The organism is Paraburkholderia fungorum, assembly GCF_003610895.1.
Classification (GTDB): Bacteria; Pseudomonadota; Gammaproteobacteria; order Burkholderiales; family Burkholderiaceae; genus Paraburkholderia; species Paraburkholderia fungorum_B.
The window spans coordinates 23,643-43,332 of record NZ_MCAS01000032.1; the positions used below are offsets into that span (position 1 = coordinate 23,643).

The window sequence follows — 19,690 nt, forward strand, 5'->3', positions numbered from 1 at the left end:
TCAGACGGCGGGCCGTGCCGGCGCGGCCCGCGAGAAGCGTCGCGCACCCGCCACGCACGCGACCACCACGACGGTCACGAGGATCATCGCGGGCGGTATCTCCTCGTGCAGCAGCAGGCCGGCGAGCAGCAGGCCGAAGAACGGCTGCAGCAGCTGCAATTGCCCGACCCCGGCGATGCCGCCGAGCGCGAGACCGCGGTACCAGAACACGAAGCCGATCAGCATGCTGAAGAGCGATACATACGCGAGCCCCCACAGCGCGGCGTGGCTCACCCCTTCAAACGACGCCGGCCGGGTCCACCAGGCGAGCGGCAGCATCAACGGCAGCGACAGCACCAGCGCCCACGAAATCACCTGCCAGCCGCCGAGATGGCGCGACAGCCGCGCGCCTTCGGCATAGCCCAGACCGCAGACGATGATCGCCGCCAGCATCAGTGCGTCGCCGAGCGGCGAGGCGCTGATGCCATGGCGCAAGGCGAACGCGACCACCGCGCCGCTGCCGAGGGCGGAAAACAGCCAGAACGCCGGTTGCGGGCGTTCGCCGCCGCGCAGCACGCCGAAGATCGCGGTGGACAGCGGCAGGAGTCCGACGAACACGACGGCGTGCGCGGCGCTCACGTGGCGCAGCGCGAGGGCGGTCAGGAGCGGAAAGCCGACCACCACGCCGAGCGCGACCACCACCAGCGGAATCAGATCGCGCTTCGCAGGCCGGGCCTCGCGAAACACCAGCAACAGCAACAGGCCCAGCGTGCCCGCGATGGTCGCGCGGGCGACCGTCAGAAACACCGGATCGAGGCCCTGCACGGCAATGCGGGTGGCGGGCAGCGAGCCGCTGAAAATCAACACGCCCACCATGCCGCTCACCCAGCCGTTCGTTGTCTTGTCCATCGAAAGAGTCCATGCGGATTGAAAATGGTACGCATAGCATCCGCTTTCTGGCAACAAAGGGTAAGCTACGGATCAGTACAATTCGTACAAACTGTACCGAACATGGAGCAGTACAGATGGCGGAAAGTGATAGCAACCGGGCGGCCTCGGGCGCGCAAACCGGCACCCGGGTCGGCGCGGTGATGGACAACTTGCGCGAGCGCATCGCGAGCCGTTCGTTGATGCCGGGCGCGCGCGTGCCGTCGATCCGCATGATGACGGAGACGCTGGGCGTGTCGAAGTCGACCGTGGTGGAAGCGTACGACCGGCTGGTCGCGGAAGGCGTGATCGTGGCGCGGCGCGGTTCCGGGTTTTTCGTGTCCGGCCATGCGCCGCCGCTCGCACTGGCCGATCTCGGGCCGCGGCTGGATCGCGAGGTCGATCCATTGTGGCTCACGCGACAGTCGCTGGAGGCCGGTGCGAAGGTGTTCAAACCGGGCTGCGGCTGGATGCCGGCTTCGTGGCTGCCGGAAGACGGCATACGCCGCGCCTTGCGTGCCGTGGCGCGCGATCCGCAGTCGCTGCTCGCCGACTATGCGAGCCCGCTCGGCCTGCCCGCGCTGCGTCAGCAACTCGCCTGGCGGCTCGCGCAGCATGGTGTGGAAGCGCCCCCCGAGCAGATCGTGTTGACCGACGGCGGCACCCATGCGCTCGATCTCGTCTGCCGTTTTCTGCTGGAACCGGGCGATACGGTCCTGATCGACGACCCATGCTATTTCAACTTTCAGGCGCTGCTGCGCGCGCATCGCGTCCGTATCGTCGGTGTGCCTTATACGCCGACCGGGCCCGATCTGGCGGCGTTCGAGCGGGCCTTGATCGAGCATCGTCCGCGCCTCTACGTGACCAATTCAGCGATTCACAATCCGACCGGCGCCACGCTTGCGCCGGCCATCGCGCATCGGCTGCTGAAACTGGCGGGCGAGCACAATCTGCTGATCGTCGAGGACGATATCTTCGCCGACTTCGAGGACGAACCGGCCCCGCGTCTCGCGGCGTTCGACGGTCTCGCGCGGGTGGTGTCGATCGGCAGTTTTTCGAAAACCCTGTCCGCGGCCGTGCGCTGCGGCTACATCGCGGCGCGCCGCGAGTGGGTCGAGCCGCTGGTCGACCTGAAGCTGGCCACGTCGTTCGGTAATGGCCAGCTTGCCGCGAGCTTGGTGCATCGTCTGCTGGTGGACGGCACGTACCGGCGGCATCTTGAATCGATGCGAGCGAAACTCGCAGACGCGATGGGCGAAACGATCAGAAGGCTGGGTTATGCAGGTCTCGAGGTGTGGACGCGCCCACGCGCCGGTATCTTCGTGTGGGCGTGCCTGCCGGATGCGCTCGATGCGGCCGACGTCGCGCGTCATGCGCTAGCCGAGAGCGTGGTGTTCGCGCCGGGCAATGTGTTCAGCGCATCGCAATCGGCGGCGGGTTTTCTGCGCTTTAACGTGTCGCAATGCAACCGGCCGAAGGTGTACGAGGCGCTGCAACGGGCGATGGACGTGTCGGCCGTATCGAAGGAACACGCCTGAACGCGCGAGCCTGGCAACCGCTCGCCACCGTCATACGGCCTTACTTGCACAGCAGGAGCAGACGCTCCTGATCCGTGCAGACGGCGCGCGGTTTTTGCGCGGCTTGCGCCGCCGTCGCGCTGATCGCCGCGCTCTTGTTCGCGAGACACGCGCGCAAATGTTTCTCCACCGGGCCGTAGTATTTCCACCCGCGCACGAGCGTGGGCAATTCGAGTTTGACCTGCTTCCACTTCGGATGCCCGTGTTCCTGAAGATTGTCGAAGTTGGCGCACAGCGAGTCGGCAAAATGATTCAGATTGCCGACGGTGTCGCGCAGACCGTAATCGTAGGTGACGAGAAAGGCCTTCACCGTCAACGTGGGGACGTCTTCCTTCAGCCAGTTCGGATAGCTGGTCGCGCGAATCGTGGCGGGAAAATAGGTCTGTTTGGCGCGGACGGTTTCGGGCGCGGCGGGGTCGGCCTTCAGAAGGCGGATCTGTTGCAGCAGTTCGGGGTTCATTTCGTTGAACAGGTTGGCCGGCTGCCCGACCACGATGATCGCCACGTCCACCTTCTTTACGATCAGCGCGGCCAGCGCGTCTTCGTTGCTCAGGTGCTGGACGTTCTGCTCGGGAATGGCCTGTCCAAACATCAGGTGATAGAGGGTCGTGGCCGATTGGGCGGTGCCGCTGCCGATCAGGCCGACGCTGATGCTCTTGTCCTTGATGTCGGCGAGGGTTTTCATCGGCGAGTCCGCGCGCACCACGACGTTAATTTCCTCGTCATAGAGCGGCATGATGAGCCGTAGCGGCCGGATTGCCGTGCCGGCGTCGGCATTGCCCGCGTTGGCCATATCGATGTAGGCCTGATACACGTCGGACTGCACCAGCGCGAGCTTTACGCCCGGCTCGAAGCGCATGCGCTGCACGTTTTCGGCCGAGCCTTTCGACGCCAGCACCTCCAGGTCGATGCCGGCCGGCTGGGCCACCCATTTCGACAGATCCTGGCCGATCTGAATATACGTACCCCGTTCCGGGCCCGTGACGATCTTGTAGTGCGCAGGCTCGGCGCTTGCCAACGAAGACATGAGCGTCAGCAACAGCCCCAGCGATCCCGCCAAAAGTCTCTTCAGCATGGTCTATCTACCTGTCGGTCGGGTTGAACTGCCTCTCTCGCCCGCACACATGAAGCGCCGATGAGCCGGGCTGCCATCACATGTTCAATGCGCTGCGCATGCCGTGTCCGTCTGTTGCCGCTCAGAGGACACGCGATCACCGATTGCAATCGGGCTTGCCATGATTCAGGCAGGCTCGCACGCGGCTACGAAAAAAAACGGCTATGAAATTCGGTATCCAAACGATTTATCGCCGACCGGACTGTCCAGCGCGGCGTGCGGCTTGAGCGGCGCCCAGCCTGTCTCGCGAATCACGAGTGCGAGGATCGTCTTCGCGGTGTCGTTGCCGGTGTCGATGGCGAGTGCCTCGTTGGCGTGCTGACGCGCGCAGTTCCACGATTGCTGCGCGGCACATGCTTGTGCTGCCTGCAGCGCCGTGTCGCGGCGCGCCGCGAGTGGCTTCACTTGCGCCGCCAGATCTTGTGCATCGGCGTTGCCGGGTTGCAGCGTTTGGATCGCGCCAAGCGCCGCTTGTGCCGCGGACAGATTGTTGGCCTGCAGCGCAAGACGCGCTGCCTGCAGTGCTTGAGCGGCATCGCGGAACTGCGGCACTACCGGTTTGGCGGGCGCGGCCACTGGCGGCGCGATAGGTGTGGCTGGAATCGCCGGTGCGGTTTTGCTGGGGTTGGCCGGATTGGTGAGAGCAGTGGGCCGGTTCGCGCTCGACTGGGTTGTCGACGAAGCGGGTGTGTACAGCGCAATCGTGCCGGTCGCCGTCCTGGCGTCTTGCGGATTGTCTGCCGTCTGCTCGGTGTTGCCGTTCTGCGATTCGCGCTCACCGCTGAATAGCGCATAAGCGCCATACGCTAGTCCGATTGCGCCAATGATCGCGATCGCGACCAGCACGCGGCGTATCGGGAACATGGTGCGTCCGTCGGGCTGCGGTGGATGGGTGAGCGGTGGATCGGCACGCGGGGGCAGCGACGCGAGAACCGGCACTTGCATCGGCGGTTCGACAGGAACGGCTTCATCAGTAATTGCAGTCTTCGCGGCGAGGTCGGTTTCGCTCGGGCGGGCCGGATCGAAGCCGCTTTTTTGCGCGGTCTTGCTCATCGCGCTGGCCCGGCTGCCGGGAATCACGGTGCGTTTGTGTGGGTCGCGCTCGAGTGGATGCACCGCGCCGCAATACGGACAATAGTCGACTTGCCGGTACAGAGCGCCGCCACAGCGTCTGCAGGGCATCGGAAAATCATGGCCGAGTATTGTCTGGGTGGACATGCTGTGGACCCACCTGTGGAAAACAACATCGTTACGGCATGCTCCAGATCGCATTCAGGCAGGCATAACACCTGCGAAAGCCTGCGAAAACACGATCCACATGCGCTGGAGAGCCTTGGGACGCAAGTCCTCGCTTGCGGTGCCGCTGCTTGCAATATGTGGCGTTTCGCTGAGAACGTCAATCGACGTTCTCACCTACATCAGGTGCGGGAGAGCCCATTTGTAGGTACGACGAAACACTTCATATGTCGGCAGAACGAACAGGCAGTGCGTTTTTTTCATACCGTTCGCGAAGTCATGGCGCGCAGACAATGGCGCGATCGCGGAATGGGCGGAAAAGAATGGGCGGAAAGGAAGAGGGAAAAGAAAGGACGGCGATGAAACGGAACGAGGTCGAAGCCCATGGCGTTCGACCTCGTTATCAAGCGCTTGCAGAAAACGCGTGCTGCGAACGTGATACGGAATCAGCGCTTGCGCAGCGGATGATCCTTCAGAAGCCACGCGAGTACGAAAGCCAGCACGACCACACAGGCCGCCGACAGATACACCGTGTGCAACGCGCCGGCAAACGCCTGCAGATAATCGTCTCGCAGCGCTTGCGGCAACTGGTGGATGGCCGCCGGCCCAAGCGCGTGCGGCAATTCGGTGTCGGGCGGAATCAGCGTTGCGAGGCGCGCGGCGAGCCCGTTCGAAAACACCGCACCAAAACTGGCTACGCCGATCGAGCCGCCGATAGACCGGAACAGCGTAGCGCCCGACGTGGCGACACCCATGTGTTTGAATTCGACCGTATTCTGCACGGCGAGAATCAGCACCTGCATCACCATGCCGAGGCCGCAACCCAGAATCCCCATGTCGACATACATCACATGAATGGGCGTGCTGATCTGCAGGCGCGCGAGCAGCAGCATCGCCACGGCCACGAGGAACGTGCCGGCGATCGGGAACATTCGGTACCTGCCGATCCTGCTGATCAGGCGGCCGGTCACCATCGACATCACGAACAGGCCGCCCATCATCGGCAGCATTTGCATGCCGGCTTGCGACGGCGTCGAACCTTTGACTACTTGCAGGTACAGCGGCAGGAACGTGACCGAGCCGAACAGCGACACGCCGATAATGAAGCCGATCAGGCTGCTCAGCAAAAACGTGCGCTGTTTGAAGAGTTCGAGCGGCATGATCGGCTCGACGGCAGTGCGCTCTTCATGGATGAAACCCCAGATCGCCACGAGCCCCATCCCCAGCGTGAACCACAACTGCGGCGACGACCATGGCAGGATCGTGCCACCCTGGCTGGTGAACAGGATGATGCAGGTGAGCGCGCCGGCGAGAAACGCGGCGCCCATGTAGTCGATGGTGTGCTTCACATGCCGCACGTGCGGTTTGAAAACCACGCCGATCACAATCAGCGAAATGATGCCGAGCGGCAGGTTGATATAGAAAATCCAGCGCCATGACAGGTGCTCGACAAGAAAGCCGCCGAGCAGCGGCCCGACCACTGTTGCGAGACCGAACACGCCGCCGAATACACCCTGGAAGCGTCCGCGTTCCGCCGGCGGAATCACGTCCGCGATAGCGGCCATTGTCACGACCAGCAGACCGCCGCCGCCGAGTCCTTGCAGCGCGCGCAGCAGGATCAACTGGGTCATGTTCTGGGCGATGCCGCACAGCGCGGAGCCGACGAGGAACACCACGATCGCCGTCTGCAGCACGATCTTGCGGCCGAACAGATCGCCGAATTTGCCGTACAGCGGCACGACGATGGTCGAGGTGAGCAGGTAGGCGGTCACCACCCATGACAGGTTGTTGAGCCCGCCCAGTTCTCCGACGATGGTCGGCAGCGCGGTCGAGACAATTGTCTGGTCGAGCGCGGCGAGCAGCATCACCAGCAGCAACGCCGGAAACAGCAGCCGGATCGGCGGGTGGTCGGCTGCCTGTGGGCCGGACTGCACGTCCGGCTGCGCGTCTGGCTGCATGAGCGCGGCGGGTTGAGTCGTTGTCGATTGGGTCATGGCACCACGGTGTTGAAATTAATTAATTCGGAGATTAATATATGCGACATCCAGTCACTAGTCAAATTGCATGCAATGGCAAGGATTTCGCCAGATGAACAGGAAGTGAAGCGCGCGCCGCGTAGCAAGGTCGCTGCGAAGGCGCGAAAGCCTTCACAGCCGGGGGCGCCGGCCGCCGGGAGCGAACCGGCGCAGGCTGAATCCGCGCGGCGCCCCGGCAGGCCTTCCGGCTCGGCGCGTGGCCCGGAGCAGCGCAACCGCCTGCTGGACGCCGCGCTTGCCTTGTTCGCGCGGCAGGGCATCGTCGACACGACGCTTGGGGAGATTGCCCGTGAAGCGGGTTTCACGCCGGCGATGATGCATTACTACTTCAAGACGCGCGATCAACTGCTCGACGTGCTGATCGACGAGCGCTTCGCGCCGCTACGCGCGACGTTCGGCGTACCGTTTCAGGAAAACCCCGACGATCCGGTGGCGGCAATTACGCAACTCGCGCAGCGTCTGGTGCTGGTGGCGCGCGACTATCCTTGGTTTCCATCGCTGTGGGTGCGCGAAGTGATCAGCGACGGCGGCCTGCTACGCCAGCGCATGCATGAACGGTTCGGCGACACGCATCAGAAGGCGTCGCTGTCGGCCATCGCGCGCTGGCAGAAGGAAGGGCGCCTGAATGCGGGGCTGGAGCCGTCGCTGGTATTCGTCACGCTGCTAGGTCTGACGATTCTGCCGCTGGCCGCCTCGAAGCTGTGGCGCAACGATCCCGTGCGACGCAACATCGGCGGCGAGGAGATCGCCCGGCACGTGGTGGCCTTGCTGATGCATGGCGTCGGTCCCGGCAAGGCGGACTGACGCGTCAACTGACTCAATCAGGCGAGCTTGGTTGCAGTGGCTCGCGGTGGCTTGCAGTGACTGAACGCAGCCGCTGCGACCTCGCGCACACGATGCCGTCATCGCTGCGAATCACGTATCAGGTTCGCGCCACCCTTCCGATGCGGCGACAAAACGGGTGGACCCGACGAAAGCGCTGAGGCACGCAACGTGCTACCTGTGGGGTGGATGTGAACGCCGCGCGGGAAACACAACAGCGCGAGCGTCGCAAGAGAAACGAATGTCAGTAAGACGCCAGGCGGCCAGCGTGGTGCACACGGGTTGATATCGGCAGCCGCGGCGAATCGGGTATCGGTATCTGGCTGCCGGAGCAGGGGTGCCGAGGGTGGTTTTTTCATCGGCGTGCAATTTTGGCGCGTTACCTTGCGCACGCGTTGCGCTCAGCTCACGTTTTACAATCGCGGGCCTGTATGCAACTCGACGCACGAAATCGAGTCGGAGCCATGGACAGCAATACCGCAGCCGCGCAAATCGGCGGCACACAGCAGGACGATACGTTGGCCGCGTCTAACGGCCTAACCGGTTTTATTGAGCAACAACAGAACATGAACGGAGTATTGAGACTCGATCAGGCCACGATCGTGCTCGTCGAAGACGACCCGGACAGCCGGGAATCACTGACCTTGCTACTCGAGGCGGAAGGGGCGCATGTCGTCGCGGTGGCGGATGCGGAAGCGGGTGTCGAAGCGGCGCTGCGGCTGTTGCCTGATGCCGTGGTGTGCGACCTCGAATTGCCGGCCATGGACGGTTTTTACCTGATCCAGCGGCTGCGCGATCACGAGATTCGCGGCGACCATGCGCCTTCGGTGGCCGTGGCGCTCACGGGCCATACCGACGACGCTTACCGTTTGCGCAGCATCGGCGAAGGCTTCCAACATTTCATGACCAAGCCGGCGTTGCCGGAAGACCTCGTGACCCTGTTGCACGACGCGATCGACGCCCGCGCGGCGGGCTGACCGATTTCGGGTGCGGGTGGCGGTGGCTTGCCATGCCGCCAGATCTTCGGGGGCGGCAGGTTTTCGCGCGGCGGCAAACTGTCTGCAATCAGGTGGCAAATCCAATTGCCACCGTTGCAGTTTGTTTCCGTTCGTTTTCTGTTATTTCGCGGCGGCGACCGGTGCTGCGGCACCTGCGTTGACCGCCTCCACTGCCTGACAGGCGGAACACAGTCCCTTCAGTTCGATTTCGTCGCTGGCGAGGCGGTAGCCTGCGTCTTCGATTTGTGCGACGAGCGCCTGGCGCAGTTTGGGTTGATGCAGTTCGGTGACGTTGCCGCATTGCTGACAGACCACCAGAATGCCGTGCTGGCACTGGGTGAGGTCGTGGCAGACGGTGAACGCATTGATCGACTCGATGCGGTGGACGAGCCCTGCCGAGAGCAGAAAATCGAGCGCCCGATAAACCGTGGGCGGCGCCGAGCCGGGGTGGATCTGGCGCATATCGTCCAGCAAGGAATACGCCTTGGTCGCGCGGCCGGAATTTAACAGCAATTCGAGCACTTTGCGGCGGATTGGCGTGAGTTTCTCGCCGCGTTCGCGGCAATATTCTTCCGCAAGAGTCAGGGCGGCTTCCTGCGATGCGCCGTGGCCACCATGCGTGTGCCCCGGCTCATGATGATGAGCGGATGCGGCAAGGGTGGCTTTTTCGGCGGTCGCGGCGGGCTTGGCGGTCTTCATGCGTCGATTATAAAGGCCATTGTGCTTCGCTGTGCCGGCGCGCGGTGCGCGTGCCGGTCACGCTCGGGCGCCGCCGCGCGGCATGAGGCCGTGGTTGGGTTCAAGTCAGCGGGAAATCGACGTATTTCCTGAAACCCGCGCGCGTCGCAATCCGCGAATACCAGCGCTCCAGATTCGGCAGCGGGGGACGCTCGACGCCGTCCAGCCCGAACCAGCGTTTCGCGTACGCGCCGATCACGATATCGGCGAGCGTGAACTTCTCGCCTTCGAGGAAGAAGCGGCCTTGCAGATGGTTATCCAGCAGGCGCCACAGCAAGGTGACCGCGTCGATGTCCGTGGCGAGTCTGGCGGCGTCGCGCTTGTCGGCGGGCGTGCGTACGAGAGCCCAGAACACCGGCTTTTCCGTGGGTTGCAGCGTGGTGAGCGACCAGTCGAGCCAGCGGTCGATACTTGCGCGCAGTTTCGGCTCGGACGGATAGAGCAGGCTCGATTCGCCGTATTGCAGCACCAGATAGCGCAGGATCGAGTTCGATTCCCACAGCACGAAGTCGTCGTCGACCAGGGTCGGAATCTTGCCGGTCGGGTTCATTGCCAGATAGTCGGGCTCGTTATTGCGGCCGAATTGCAGGCCCGCGTCGATGCGTTCGTACGGCAGCACCAGTTCGTCGCAGCACCACAAGACTTTCTGTACATTGACCGAGTTGGCGCGTCCCCAGATCGTAATCATCCGGCAAATCCTTTTTTTACATTTACGGTTGGCAAGCCGCGCGAGGTGCGCGGCGTTCAGCCAGTAACGATACACGATGCGGCTCGGTTTGCGCGCCGGCAACGCGTGGGCGTTGCGTACAATGAGCGCACCCGAATACGACGAGGCACCGCATGGCCCGCATTGTCCCCGACGACTGGAAGAGCCTCGCCGCCACCGGCGCGGCGGCACGCGAACGCGAAACCCTTGCATTACTGGAGGAAGCGCTGCCGGACGGCTACACCGTCTATCACGGCGTGCACTGGACCCGCCTGAATCAGAGCTTTTCGGTGTTCGGCGAGGCCGATTTCGTGATCGTCAGCCCGGCGGGGCGCGTGATGATCGTCGAACAGAAAACCGGTTTTCTGCGCGAAACGCCGAAGGGGCTCGTCAAGGTCTATCTCCAGACGCAGCGCAACGTGGCGATCGCGCTCGCGCACACTGTCGAAACGCTGCACCGGCGCTTTACTGCCGCGTTCGGCGCGGGCACGTATTTCATCGAAGAGTTGCTGTATTGCCCGGACCACATCGTCAAGGACGCGGCTATTGCCGGCGTCAATCCCGCGCGGATTGTGGACGCGACGCGTAAAGACCGGCTTGCCGCGATCATCCGCGAAGCCTTGCCGGCCGACGAACCGCGCCTCGCTTGCGCCCCGAAAATCCATCACTTTTTCGCCGACGAACTTGCGCTCACGCCCGACGCCAGTGCGCTGGTCGGCCAGGCCGGCACGCTCGTGACGCGCCTCGCGGGTGGCCTCGCGAACTGGGCGCGGCGGCTCGAGTTTGCGCCGTTCCGGCTGCGCGTGATCGGCACGGCCGGCTCCGGCAAAACGCAACTGGCGGTGCAGGTGATGAAAGACGCGGTGGCGCGCGGCCAGCGGCCTTTGTATGTGTGTTTCAACCGGCCGCTGGCGGATCACATCGCACGGGTCGCGCCGCCCGAGGCGAAGGTGGCGAACTATCACCAGCTATGCGACTGGGTCGCGCGCGACGCGGGCCGCGAACCGGATTTCCAGTCAGGCGACGTGTTCAACCAGCTTGAAACGACTTTCGCCGAAACGCCGATCGACGCGCGCTGGCAATTCGACGTGCTGATCGTCGACGAAGGGCAGGATTTCCAGCAGCCGTGGGTGGCCGCGCTCGAGCGCCTGTTGCGGCCGGGCGCCGCGTGGTGGTGGCTGGAAGACCCGCTGCAGAATCTGTATATGCGCGAACCGGTTGAGCTGCCCGGCTGGACCACGCTGAAGGAAACCACCAACTACCGCAGTCCGCGCGACATTCTCGATTACGTGCGCGACGTAGTCGGCGCTTCGGTGCCGGTCGCGTCGGGTCTCGCGTCGGGTAGTCCGTTTGACGGCTCCGATATTTCGCTCTCCGTCTACGACGAAGCGAATGCCGCCGAAAGCAGCATCGAAGCAACCAAGCGGGCGATCACGCAGGCCTTGTCGCTTGGTTTTCGCAAACAGGACATTGCGGTGCTCTCGTTTCGCGGCCGCGAAGGCTCGGCGATGACCGCGCAGGATCATCTCGGACCGCACCGGTTGCGCAGTTTTACGGGTAAGTACGATCTGTTCGGCAACCCGGCGTACCGCGAAGGGGATGTGCTGTTCGAGTCGATCTATCGCTTCAAGGGGCAAGCGGCGCCGTGCGTGATTCTCACCGAAGTCGACTTCGAATCGTTCGACGAGCGGATTGCCCGCAAGCTGTTCGTCGGCGCCACGCGTGCGACGATGAAGCTGATCATCGTCGCTTCGCAGCGGGCCGCGCGGCATCTGCATCTGCGCGAAGGCAGAGAGCTCAGGGAAGGGAAAGAGGTAAAAGAGGTGTGAAAGACGCCTCGCGCGCCATCAGGTCCACGCGCGCGCCCCGACCAGCATGCCCGTTTGCGTGAGCGCGTCCCACCAGATCACGCGCAGCAACGGCGCCTGCTGCGCGATCAGCAGCGCCTGCACCGGGTCGCTCTCGACAAAATGCGTGACGCCGCCGCGCAAGGCGGCAGCGGCCTTGTGAGCGGCAGCGCCGGCGGGACTTTCGTCGTGCATGCCGGGCGTGCGCATCACCAGTTGCATATGACCGAAGCCATGCCGCGCGAGCCATGTTTCCGTGCGCGCGCGATCCGCTTCCGGCCGGCCGGTGATGATCGTATGCACGCGTTGCAGATCGATGCCCGGCAGCACGCTGAACGGCAGCAATGCGTCGCGTTCGGCGAGCGCCGCGTCGAGATCCTCGTCGTAGCGCGTGAGCGGGACGTCGGGCAGCAGAATGCCGTCGAGGTCGATTGCATAGGTGGCGTATTCGTGATCGTCGGCCATGGCGGGCGCAGCGCCCGCTTGCACGCGCTCCCAGTCTTCGCGATAACGCTCGGTGTAAGCCTGGCGCTCCCACGGAAACTGCGCGAAGTAGCCGCGGGCGTCGATCGCGTAATCGGGTTGCGTGCGGCTCAGATCGTCGACCGCGGCGGTCAGCGTCCTGACGTCGAGGCCATGTTGCTGAAGGAAGGCGATGCAATCGGTCAGCGTAAAGCCGCGTCCCGCGATGTCTTCGCACAGCAGCACTTTCGAACCCGCGGGCGGGATCGGCAGCGTCGAATCCCATGCGACCGTGCGTGACTGGCGGTCGTAACGCAGAAATGCGACCGGCGTGCCGGCCGCGTGCGAAACCATCAGGGCAAGCGGCGCGCCGCCGCGCAGAATGCCGATCGCGATCGTGAACCGCTCCGCCAGCAAGGCGGGTTGCAGCGATTCGATCCAATGATCGAGTTGTTCGTACGTCAGGGGCAAAACCGGCTTGTTCATGACTCTCAGGGCGTCGCGTTGCGCGCGTAGGGCGAGTGTCCCGTAGACGGAGAGCAGAGAGCGGCGTGCGGCGCAGCGCGGCGGCAGACTCCCGTTTTTGAGACGAAGAATTTTGGCGATATTATGCATGCGGATCAAAGATCGCGCGTCGGGGTGACGCGCGTCGCCGGGCGGGGTGTCGCAAGGACCATCGCCGCGGGCGGAAAAAAGTGAAGATGCGGGGTGAAGACGCGGCAGAGTTGCCGGCAGGTTGATCCGGTGCTGCGCGTCGCCGCCCGGGAAAATAACAAACGATGGAAAAACCAGGCAAATGACCAAGGTGAGCGGCAGCAACGGCGGGTACAGGAGCGCATGGTGGGGGCTGAGTCTGATCCTCGCTTTCGCCGTATGGAGCATGCAGGCACACGCACAGGCACAGGTGGCGTCGTTGCCGTTGTCGCTCGACGTGACGGGCAAAATCAGCAAGACCAACGACGCCGCGCACAAGTCGTATCACTTCACCGAGGCACAACTGCTGGCGCTGCCGGCCCATTCGATCACGACCGCCACCACCTGGACGCCGCGTTCCACCTTCACAGGACCGCTGCTGGCGGATATCCTGAAGATAGTCGGCGCATCCGGCAGCGCCGTCGAGATCCATACGCTCGACGACTACACGTACACCGTTCCGGTGTCGGACTGCGATCGCTACGGCGTGGTCGTCGCGTACAGCATGAACGGCCGGCGCCTGAAGATCAGCGACTTCGGGCCGCTGTTTCTTATTTATCCGCGCGACGCATTCCCCGATGAACTCGCGGGCGCGGCGGGCGACTCGAAATTCGTATGGCAGATCAAGGCACTCATCGTCAAATAACGCGCCGCCCCTGGCGTCGTGTCCTCTATGTGCTGATCTGGCTGACCGCGCTCGCGGCGCCGGCAGGCGCAATTGGCTATCTGTTGTATGCGAACCTGCTCAATCCGCGGGCGACTGAGCCGCTGACCGGACAGTACGACGGTTTCTATTGGGACGCCGCGCAACTGCAGATCGCTTACGCCCGTTTCGAGAATCAGTTGCTGCTGTATCAATCGGGCGTCGACGACGACTATCCGCGGCTCATGCTGCGCTATCAGCTGCTGCAATCGAAGCTGCATGTGATGGCCGGTTCGACACGCAGGCTGACCACGCAGCTCGCGCTGCTGCAGCGGCAAATGGACGAGATCCACTCGATCGATCATTTGCTGGACGGCATTCAGCCTGAGGTCGACGCCTTGCCGAAGGACCGCAGCCGCGCCAATCAGATCGTCGTGGAGCTGCGCCAGCATTGGAATGAGGTCAACGATCTCGCGTTGAGCCGCCGTTTCGCCGACGTGGCCGACCGTGAGGCGATGAACCGCGATTTCATCGACAAACGCCGCATGCTGTTTGCGGGCGGCCTGTTGCTGCTGCTGCTCTCGGCGGCCGCAACCACGTTGCTGGTGTTCAATGGCCGGCGCCGCACGCGCCTGATGCGTCAGCAGCATGCGGCGCTGGAGGCGGAACATCAGGCGAGCCGCGCGGCGCGCGAGGCGAGTCTCGCGAAAGATGCCTTTCTCGGCATGATCAGCCACGAACTGCGCACGCCCTTGCATGCGATCGTGTCGTCGATCGAGTTGCTCGGTTTCAACTATCACTCCGAGGCCGACCGCAAGGTCATCCAGCGGCTCGAAACGGCGGCGCGGCATCTGGAAGCACAGATGAAAGACCTGACCGACTACGCACGCCTCGGCGCCGGCAAGCTCGAGCTGCGCCATGAGCATTTCGAGCCGCGTGAACTGCTGGCTTCGATCGTCGACGAACATGCGATGTCCGCCGCCGCGCGCGGCCTCAAGCTGGAAAGCGAGGTGAGCGGCATGAGTGGCCTCGTCGATTCCGATCCCCACCGCATTCGCCAGATCGTCAACAACCTGGTCACCAATGCGATCCGTTACACCGAAACCGGCACGGTACGCGTGCAACTGAGGCAGCGGCCGGCGCTGCTGATCTTCGTCGTCAGCGATACGGGGCCGGGCGTGCCGCATGCGCAGATTCCGCTGATCTTCCAGGAGTTCACGCAGCTGGATGCGTCGCGCACGCGCCGCTTCGAGGGTGCGGGGATGGGGCTCACGATCGTGCAGGGGCTGGTCAGGCTGTTCGGCGGCACCGTTGAAGTGGCGAGCACGGTAGGCGAGGGCACCACCTTTACGGTGACGATTCCGGTGACGCCCGTCTCGGCAAGCACGCCGTCCGGCGTGGCGGCCCATGCCGAACCGGGCGGCGCGCGCCCGTGCGTGCTGATCGTCGACGACAACCGGCTGATTCGCGAGTCGCTCAGCGAAATGATCGCGCACATGGATTTCGACGCGCACGCGCTCTCCAATGCCGACGATGCACTCGCGTGGCTCGACGCGCATCGCTGCGACGTGGTGCTGCTCGATCTGCATATGCCGGATCGCGACGGTTATACGTTCCTTGCGGATTTTGCGGCACGCGGGGGGGCCTCGGCGGGGGTTCCGGTGATCGTGGTGAGCGCGTACGCGCCGGAAGCGGCGAGTACGAGTCATGCGGAAACTGCGGGTGGTGTGGCAGGTGAAGCGGCAGGGGCGGGTTCGCAGCCGTTCTTCGACGCGTTATTAAAGCCGGTACATTACGAGGAACTGCGCAGCGCGTTGCAGCGCGCTCTGGTTTCCCGGCATACGGTGTGACCTGACACCCGGGAAGACGCAGATGGAGGAGGGCTCAAGCTGAGCTCACACCTTCAACTGCCTGTCGGCACGTCAGGGCCGGTTCAGACGTTTCGACAGATCGGCGACCAGGATCGCCATGCGCGCGGGCTTCTCATAGCACGCGACGTCGTAATTGCGGATCACCTGGCTGATCTCCGATTCGCTGGCCTTACCGGTCAGCAATTCGCCGGTCAGCACGAAAATCGGCGCATCCGGATTTTCCGACGCCCGTACCGCGCGAATCGCCTCGGCCGAGGTCTGCGAGCCGAATAGCCAGTCGATCACAACGCCGTCGAAGACCTGCGTTTGCAGTTGCTCGGCGAACGCGGCGAGGCCGTAGATCGCCACCGCCGCGAAACCGCTGCGTTCGAGATAGTCGTGCAGGTTGTCGGCGGAGGCCCGATCGTCGTCGACCACGGCGATGGTCGGCTTGTCGGTTTCTGCGCGGCGCGGATAGATTTCGATCTTGTGGACTTCGTACGCGCTTTGGTAAAGCGTGCCGTCGTGACGCGCCACGCGCCACTGGCCGAGCTTCGAGTAGGCCACGAATTCAGGGCGGCTACCCGGTTCGAGCGCGGCGCCGACCCATGCGGTGCAGGCCAGTTCGATCGCACCGATGCTGAACACCGCTTCCTGGGCGATGGCGCCGACCATGCCCGGATCGAGCGACTGTGCGCCGAATAGCTGAGCGGCCGGTTCGCCGAACACTTCGGCAACCTTCTTGATCTGCGACAGGGTCCACGGGCTATTGCCGCGCAGCTTGCGGTGTCCCTGCGAAAAACTCAGATCGAGGATGCGGCATAGCTCAGTGGTTTGCTGGCGCTTGCCGATTCCATGCCGGCTCATCAATTCGCGCACGCGCTCGGCAACTGCGATGGCGTCAGGAGAGTGTGTTTCGTTGGTCATACTGCGTGAGAATCTGCCTTCTTGAAAGGTGGCTGTAGGGCGTGCAATACGGCGCCCGCAGCGCGGCCATGCACCTTGAATGCGCGTTGCCGCGGCGACGCAGGGGACAGCGAATGTACCGTAAAACGTATCGCGGTCTGTTTTGTATGACCGCAGCCGGACCTGTCAGTGCGAAGTACGAACGGACAAACTCGGTAATCTGTTTATGCTTTTAGCATCGAGCCAGACTATTTTACCGATGAAACTGCACGGTACCTGTAAAGAAATATGACCAGACAGGGTATCCCGCTGCGAGACTAGGCCGGCGGCATGGCGTCGAGCCTGGCCGCCGAGGTTTTCAGGCCTTTGAAAATCCGCTCGGCGACCTTGCCCGGAAACCGTTCGGGCAATTCGGCCGAGACCCGCGCGATCACCTCGGGCGTCTGTTCGATCAGCCGCTGGATCAACGGTTCCGCGTTCGCGCCGTATGAGCACCGCGGCGCCATGGCGTTGAAGTGGCGCCGCTGTACATCGCGGAAGGCGTCGTGTTTGCTGCGCGACCACATTGCCATGGCGAGTTTGGCCTTGAACCACGACCATTGATTCGGGCCGTTGCCTTCCACCGGCCAGATGGACATCACGTCGTAAAGCGGCGTCAGACGGTACTGGCCGCCCGCCAGCAGGCGAATGCTGAAATTCTTGGCGTGGCCGTCCGGCGCCGCCAGCATCCAGAACAGGATCTGGCTTGCCAGCAGCGTCTCGATATCCTGTTGTGCCGACACCGATTGCTGGAGAATCCGCGCGAGGTCCAGCACGCCCGGGCCGCCTTCGTTTTCATACTTGCGATGCGACGGCACGCCGTACACCTGGCAGAAGTCTTCCTGCGGCAGGCGCAGCAGCCATTGCCCGCTCGAATGCAGTTGCCGGTCGAAGCGCTCGACGCTCAGCACACGCTGTTTGCCGAAGGTCATGATCTCGGCGTTGGCCACGGGCAGTCCATAGGCTCGCAGGATCCGCAGACATAGCCATTCGTTTTCGACCGAGGTGCTGAGGTCCGCGAGTCTGTTGCCGACCAGCCCGAGCGGCAGTTTGAAGATATGCGTGGTAGGCGTGGCGCCATGCGGACGTTGCCATTTGCCCTCATGCCACAGCAGCGCGGTTTTCTCCTGTGCACCGGCGAGCGAGATGCGGAAATCGTCCGCTTCGTCACGCGTGCCGAGGGTCGGATTGCTGACGGTGCGCGCCAGCATGGCCTCGATCTCGCTGTCGGAAAGCGGTGTGCCGTCGATACGTTCGACGCCGGCCGGTGCGTCGTCTTCGGCCAGTAACTGGACGGCGCCCACGCAATCGCGGCCGATGGCTTGCAGCAGGTCGAACGCGTCGAGCGTATCGGTCTGGTAGCGCTGGGCGATACGCTTTCTGATCGCCTCGCTATCGGGCAGCAGGTTGTCGAAATAGTTGAGCACCCCCGACCCTTTGTGCGCCACGTTGCTCGGTACGAACGGCAACGAGAGCGAAAGGGGCCGGCCCGCGGGCGAGGCAAGCCATGCCGGGTCGTAAGCGAACTCCATGGGGCCGCGGGTGGGCAGGCGCCAGACGCCGACGCGCTCGCCGTTGGCCCACACCGAAAGTGCCCGTGAATGCGTCTGGCGGCCCATGCTTACCACTCGACCAGCGGCGCCGGCTCAGGCGCCAGCTGGTTCTTGTCGCGCACCTGCAATTGCAGGCCGTAGGCGCCGCACAGCGCCAGCAATTGTGCGAGAGTGAGGGCGGTGGCATCGGTCTCGAGCGCCGAGATGCGGCTCTGGCTGACGCCGATGCGTGCGGCGGCATCAGCCTGGGTGAGGCCGGCCTGGCGCCGGCCGGCAGCCAGTAGCTGGGCCATCTGGTCCGGCGTGGCGACGAGGTGGATCATGGCAAATTATCCGCAAGACGAATAAATGCATTTTATGCGTCACACAGATATCTGTCAAATATTCGTGTGACACATATTTTGCAAATATCTGTATGGCGAATAAACGACGAATATCCGTGTAGCGAATAAATCCCGTTTGCCCGCTCATCGGCCTCTATCCTTGCCGGGATGGCCGTGTAGCATGCGGTGAAAACATCTTCTACCGACTCCGCGCGACACATGAACCCACTGACGCTACGCCACACCGACGTGCCCTACTACACGCAATGGGGCAGCCCCGACTGGGTGCGCCACATCGTCGAACACCAGGGCGACCCGTGCGACGACCCATACTGGCAGCGCAGCGGTTTCGCCGACCCGGAGCGTTATCGTTTCTGGGCCAAACGCCTGTGCGGTCTGACCTGCCTCGAATCCGCGCTCGACTACTGGGGCATCGAACACGCCCCGCGCGCCGCGCTGCTCGATGAAGCGTTGCGCCACGGCGTGTACCGGCTGCGCGACGACGGCGGTGTGGACGGTCTGATCTACCGGCCGTTCGCCGAGTGGGCCGGCGAGGCATTCGGCATCGAGGTCGACGTGTTGCCGCAGGCGTCGCTCGAAGAGATCGCCGCGCGCATCGACGGCGACACGCTGGCGATTGTCTCCGTGAGCCCCGAGATCCGCTATCCGGAGCAGCCCAATCAGCACCAGGGCGGACATCTGATCCTGCTGCACGGGCGCGATCGCGATGGCGTATGGTTTCATAATCCGTCGGGCATAGCGCCTCATCAGGCGGACGTGTACCTGCCGTTCGCAACGATGGCGCGTTTCTACGCGGGGCGTGGCATGACGCTTACCCGCACGGTGGGCTAAGCACGGCAGCAGGCAAGCCCTACGCGAGCGCACTGATCGGGCCCGTTTTCTGCTGAGGAGCTTGACACCGACCTTAGCGATACTGGAACGCGTCATGAACCGAAACTTCGCCTTGCTCGCCGCCGGCCTTGCCGTGCTCAGCGCCGTCACCGCGGCGAACGCAGCCACCGAGGACGACCAGGCCAAAGCCTGTCGCGGCGACGCGATGCATTTCTGCGCCGCTGATATTCCGAACAAGGAAAAAATCACCGCCTGCATGAAGCAGCATGTCGACGAACTCAGTCCGGCGTGCCGCGCGATGTTCAAGGGCGGCAAAAAGGGCGACGCCAAGGCTAACGCCGCTTCGCAGTGACCCCGGCGGCGGTGCCGGCGCGCCGCGGTTAGCCGGG

18 protein-coding genes are annotated in these 19,690 nt (G+C 63.6%); 8 read left to right on the forward strand and 10 right to left on the reverse strand.

The genetic code is table 11. The features are described from left to right. The gene (locus BCY88_RS26055) at positions 1-888 is read right to left on the reverse strand and encodes a DMT family transporter (protein WP_120347043.1); all 888 of its coding nucleotides are present in this window, start codon (positions 886-888) and stop codon (positions 1-3) included. 116 nt (positions 889-1,004) lie between these two features. On the opposite strand from BCY88_RS26055, the gene BCY88_RS26060 reads away from it, so the two are divergent. Continuing rightward, the gene (locus tag BCY88_RS26060) at positions 1,005-2,444 is read left to right on the forward strand and encodes an aminotransferase-like domain-containing protein (protein ID WP_120347044.1); all 1,440 of its coding nucleotides are present in this window, start codon (positions 1,005-1,007) and stop codon (positions 2,442-2,444) included. Between the two features lie 40 nt (positions 2,445-2,484). Here the strand turns inward: BCY88_RS26060 and BCY88_RS26065 are convergent, their stop codons facing one another. The 3 genes from BCY88_RS26065 to BCY88_RS26075 form a co-directional block, all read right to left on the reverse strand. Further along, a complete protein-coding gene (locus BCY88_RS26065) occupies positions 2,485-3,558 on the reverse strand; it encodes a TAXI family TRAP transporter solute-binding subunit (protein WP_120347045.1) in 1,074 nt (357 codons plus the stop codon). 201 nt (positions 3,559-3,759) lie between these two features. Further along, positions 3,760-4,815: a zinc ribbon domain-containing protein gene (locus BCY88_RS26070; protein WP_120347046.1), complete on the reverse strand. Its 1,056-nt coding sequence runs from the start codon at positions 4,813-4,815 to the stop codon at positions 3,760-3,762. Positions 4,816-5,279: 464 nt separating this feature from the next. Beyond that, positions 5,280-6,791 carry an MDR family MFS transporter gene (locus BCY88_RS26075; protein WP_120347090.1) on the reverse strand — a complete coding sequence of 504 codons (1,512 nt, stop codon included), beginning with the start codon at positions 6,789-6,791 and terminating at the stop codon, positions 5,280-5,282. A gap of 111 nt (positions 6,792-6,902) precedes the next feature. Between BCY88_RS26075 and BCY88_RS26080 the strand changes: the two genes are divergently transcribed. Together BCY88_RS26080 and BCY88_RS26085 are read left to right on the forward strand one after the other, a co-directional pair. Further along, on the forward strand, positions 6,903-7,673 hold the full coding sequence (locus BCY88_RS26080) for a TetR/AcrR family transcriptional regulator (protein WP_120347047.1): 771 nt from the start codon (positions 6,903-6,905) through the stop codon (positions 7,671-7,673). A gap of 482 nt (positions 7,674-8,155) precedes the next feature. Beyond that, entirely contained in the window at positions 8,156-8,668 is a 513-nt protein-coding gene (locus BCY88_RS26085; protein ID WP_120347048.1) for a response regulator, read from the forward strand. 141 nt (positions 8,669-8,809) lie between these two features. Here the strand turns inward: BCY88_RS26085 and BCY88_RS26090 are convergent, their stop codons facing one another. Further along, entirely contained in the window at positions 8,810-9,388 is a 579-nt protein-coding gene (locus tag BCY88_RS26090; RefSeq protein WP_120347049.1) for a Fur family transcriptional regulator, read from the reverse strand. A gap of 100 nt (positions 9,389-9,488) precedes the next feature. Next, complete coding sequence (locus BCY88_RS26095; RefSeq protein ID WP_120347050.1) at positions 9,489-10,115, reverse strand: glutathione S-transferase family protein; 627 nt, start codon at positions 10,113-10,115, stop codon at positions 9,489-9,491. Positions 10,116-10,267: 152 nt separating this feature from the next. Between BCY88_RS26095 and BCY88_RS26100 the strand changes: the two genes are divergently transcribed. Then, the gene (locus BCY88_RS26100) at positions 10,268-11,962 is read left to right on the forward strand and encodes an ATP-binding domain-containing protein (protein ID WP_120347051.1); all 1,695 of its coding nucleotides are present in this window, start codon (positions 10,268-10,270) and stop codon (positions 11,960-11,962) included. Between the two features lie 18 nt (positions 11,963-11,980). Here BCY88_RS26100 and BCY88_RS26105 read toward each other — a convergent pair whose 3' ends face one another. Beyond that, on the reverse strand, positions 11,981-12,928 hold the full coding sequence (locus BCY88_RS26105; RefSeq protein ID WP_120347052.1) for a phosphoribosyltransferase: 948 nt from the start codon (positions 12,926-12,928) through the stop codon (positions 11,981-11,983). 310 nt (positions 12,929-13,238) lie between these two features. On the opposite strand from BCY88_RS26105, the gene BCY88_RS26110 reads away from it, so the two are divergent. Both BCY88_RS26110 and BCY88_RS26115 read left to right on the forward strand, forming a co-directional pair. Next, positions 13,239-13,781, forward strand: a complete 543-nt coding sequence (locus BCY88_RS26110) for a putative pterin-binding protein (RefSeq protein ID WP_120347053.1) — start codon at positions 13,239-13,241, stop codon at positions 13,779-13,781. After that, the gene (locus BCY88_RS26115; RefSeq protein ID WP_120347054.1) at positions 13,751-15,628 is read left to right on the forward strand and encodes an ATP-binding response regulator; all 1,878 of its coding nucleotides are present in this window, start codon (positions 13,751-13,753) and stop codon (positions 15,626-15,628) included. Before BCY88_RS26110 ends, BCY88_RS26115 begins: the two co-directional genes overlap by 31 nt. A 72-nt stretch (positions 15,629-15,700) precedes the next feature. On the opposite strand, the gene BCY88_RS26120 is transcribed toward BCY88_RS26115, so the two are convergent. From BCY88_RS26120 to BCY88_RS26130, 3 genes are all read right to left on the reverse strand, one after another. Continuing rightward, positions 15,701-16,555, reverse strand: a complete 855-nt coding sequence (locus BCY88_RS26120) for a helix-turn-helix domain-containing protein (RefSeq protein ID WP_120347055.1) — start codon at positions 16,553-16,555, stop codon at positions 15,701-15,703. Positions 16,556-16,851: 296 nt separating this feature from the next. Continuing rightward, positions 16,852-18,192, reverse strand: a complete 1,341-nt coding sequence (locus tag BCY88_RS26125; protein WP_120347056.1) for a type II toxin-antitoxin system HipA family toxin — start codon at positions 18,190-18,192, stop codon at positions 16,852-16,854. A 2-nt stretch (positions 18,193-18,194) separates the two neighbouring features. Then, a complete protein-coding gene (locus BCY88_RS26130) occupies positions 18,195-18,449 on the reverse strand; it encodes a helix-turn-helix transcriptional regulator (RefSeq protein WP_120347057.1) in 255 nt (84 codons plus the stop codon). Positions 18,450-18,668: 219 nt separating this feature from the next. Here BCY88_RS26130 and BCY88_RS26135 point away from each other — a divergent pair, with 219 nt between their 5' ends. Beyond that, positions 18,669-19,301: a C39 family peptidase gene (locus tag BCY88_RS26135; RefSeq protein ID WP_120347058.1), complete on the forward strand. Its 633-nt coding sequence runs from the start codon at positions 18,669-18,671 to the stop codon at positions 19,299-19,301. A gap of 94 nt (positions 19,302-19,395) precedes the next feature. Beyond that, positions 19,396-19,653, forward strand: coding sequence for a hypothetical protein (locus tag BCY88_RS26140; protein WP_120347059.1), 258 nt, complete (start codon positions 19,396-19,398; stop codon positions 19,651-19,653). Positions 19,654-19,690: the final 37 nt, after the last annotated feature.

Bases quoted from the DNA above. Each gene is read 5' to 3' on its own strand.
- BCY88_RS26055 (WP_120347043.1), bottom strand. From the start codon at position 888: ATGGACAAGACAACGAACGGCTGGGTGAGCGGCATGGTGGGCGTGTTG.
- BCY88_RS26060 (WP_120347044.1), top strand. From the start codon at position 1,005: ATGGCGGAAAGTGATAGCAACCGGGCGGCCTCGGGCGCGCAAACCGGC.
- BCY88_RS26065 (WP_120347045.1), bottom strand. From the start codon at position 3,558: ATGCTGAAGAGACTTTTGGCGGGATCGCTGGGGCTGTTGCTGACGCTC.
- BCY88_RS26070 (WP_120347046.1), bottom strand. From the start codon at position 4,815: ATGTCCACCCAGACAATACTCGGCCATGATTTTCCGATGCCCTGCAGA.
- BCY88_RS26075 (WP_120347090.1), bottom strand. From the start codon at position 6,791: ATGCAGCCAGACGCGCAGCCGGACGTGCAGTCCGGCCCACAGGCAGCC.
- BCY88_RS26080 (WP_120347047.1), top strand. From the start codon at position 6,903: ATGGCAAGGATTTCGCCAGATGAACAGGAAGTGAAGCGCGCGCCGCGT.
- BCY88_RS26085 (WP_120347048.1), top strand. From the start codon at position 8,156: ATGGACAGCAATACCGCAGCCGCGCAAATCGGCGGCACACAGCAGGAC.
- BCY88_RS26090 (WP_120347049.1), bottom strand. From the start codon at position 9,388: ATGAAGACCGCCAAGCCCGCCGCGACCGCCGAAAAAGCCACCCTTGCC.
- BCY88_RS26095 (WP_120347050.1), bottom strand. From the start codon at position 10,115: ATGATTACGATCTGGGGACGCGCCAACTCGGTCAATGTACAGAAAGTC.
- BCY88_RS26100 (WP_120347051.1), top strand. From the start codon at position 10,268: ATGGCCCGCATTGTCCCCGACGACTGGAAGAGCCTCGCCGCCACCGGC.
- BCY88_RS26105 (WP_120347052.1), bottom strand. From the start codon at position 12,928: ATGAACAAGCCGGTTTTGCCCCTGACGTACGAACAACTCGATCATTGG.
- BCY88_RS26110 (WP_120347053.1), top strand. From the start codon at position 13,239: ATGACCAAGGTGAGCGGCAGCAACGGCGGGTACAGGAGCGCATGGTGG.
- BCY88_RS26115 (WP_120347054.1), top strand. From the start codon at position 13,751: ATGGCAGATCAAGGCACTCATCGTCAAATAACGCGCCGCCCCTGGCGT.
- BCY88_RS26120 (WP_120347055.1), bottom strand. From the start codon at position 16,555: ATGACCAACGAAACACACTCTCCTGACGCCATCGCAGTTGCCGAGCGC.
- BCY88_RS26125 (WP_120347056.1), bottom strand. From the start codon at position 18,192: ATGGGCCGCCAGACGCATTCACGGGCACTTTCGGTGTGGGCCAACGGC.
- BCY88_RS26130 (WP_120347057.1), bottom strand. From the start codon at position 18,449: ATGATCCACCTCGTCGCCACGCCGGACCAGATGGCCCAGCTACTGGCT.
- BCY88_RS26135 (WP_120347058.1), top strand. From the start codon at position 18,669: ATGAACCCACTGACGCTACGCCACACCGACGTGCCCTACTACACGCAA.
- BCY88_RS26140 (WP_120347059.1), top strand. From the start codon at position 19,396: ATGAACCGAAACTTCGCCTTGCTCGCCGCCGGCCTTGCCGTGCTCAGC.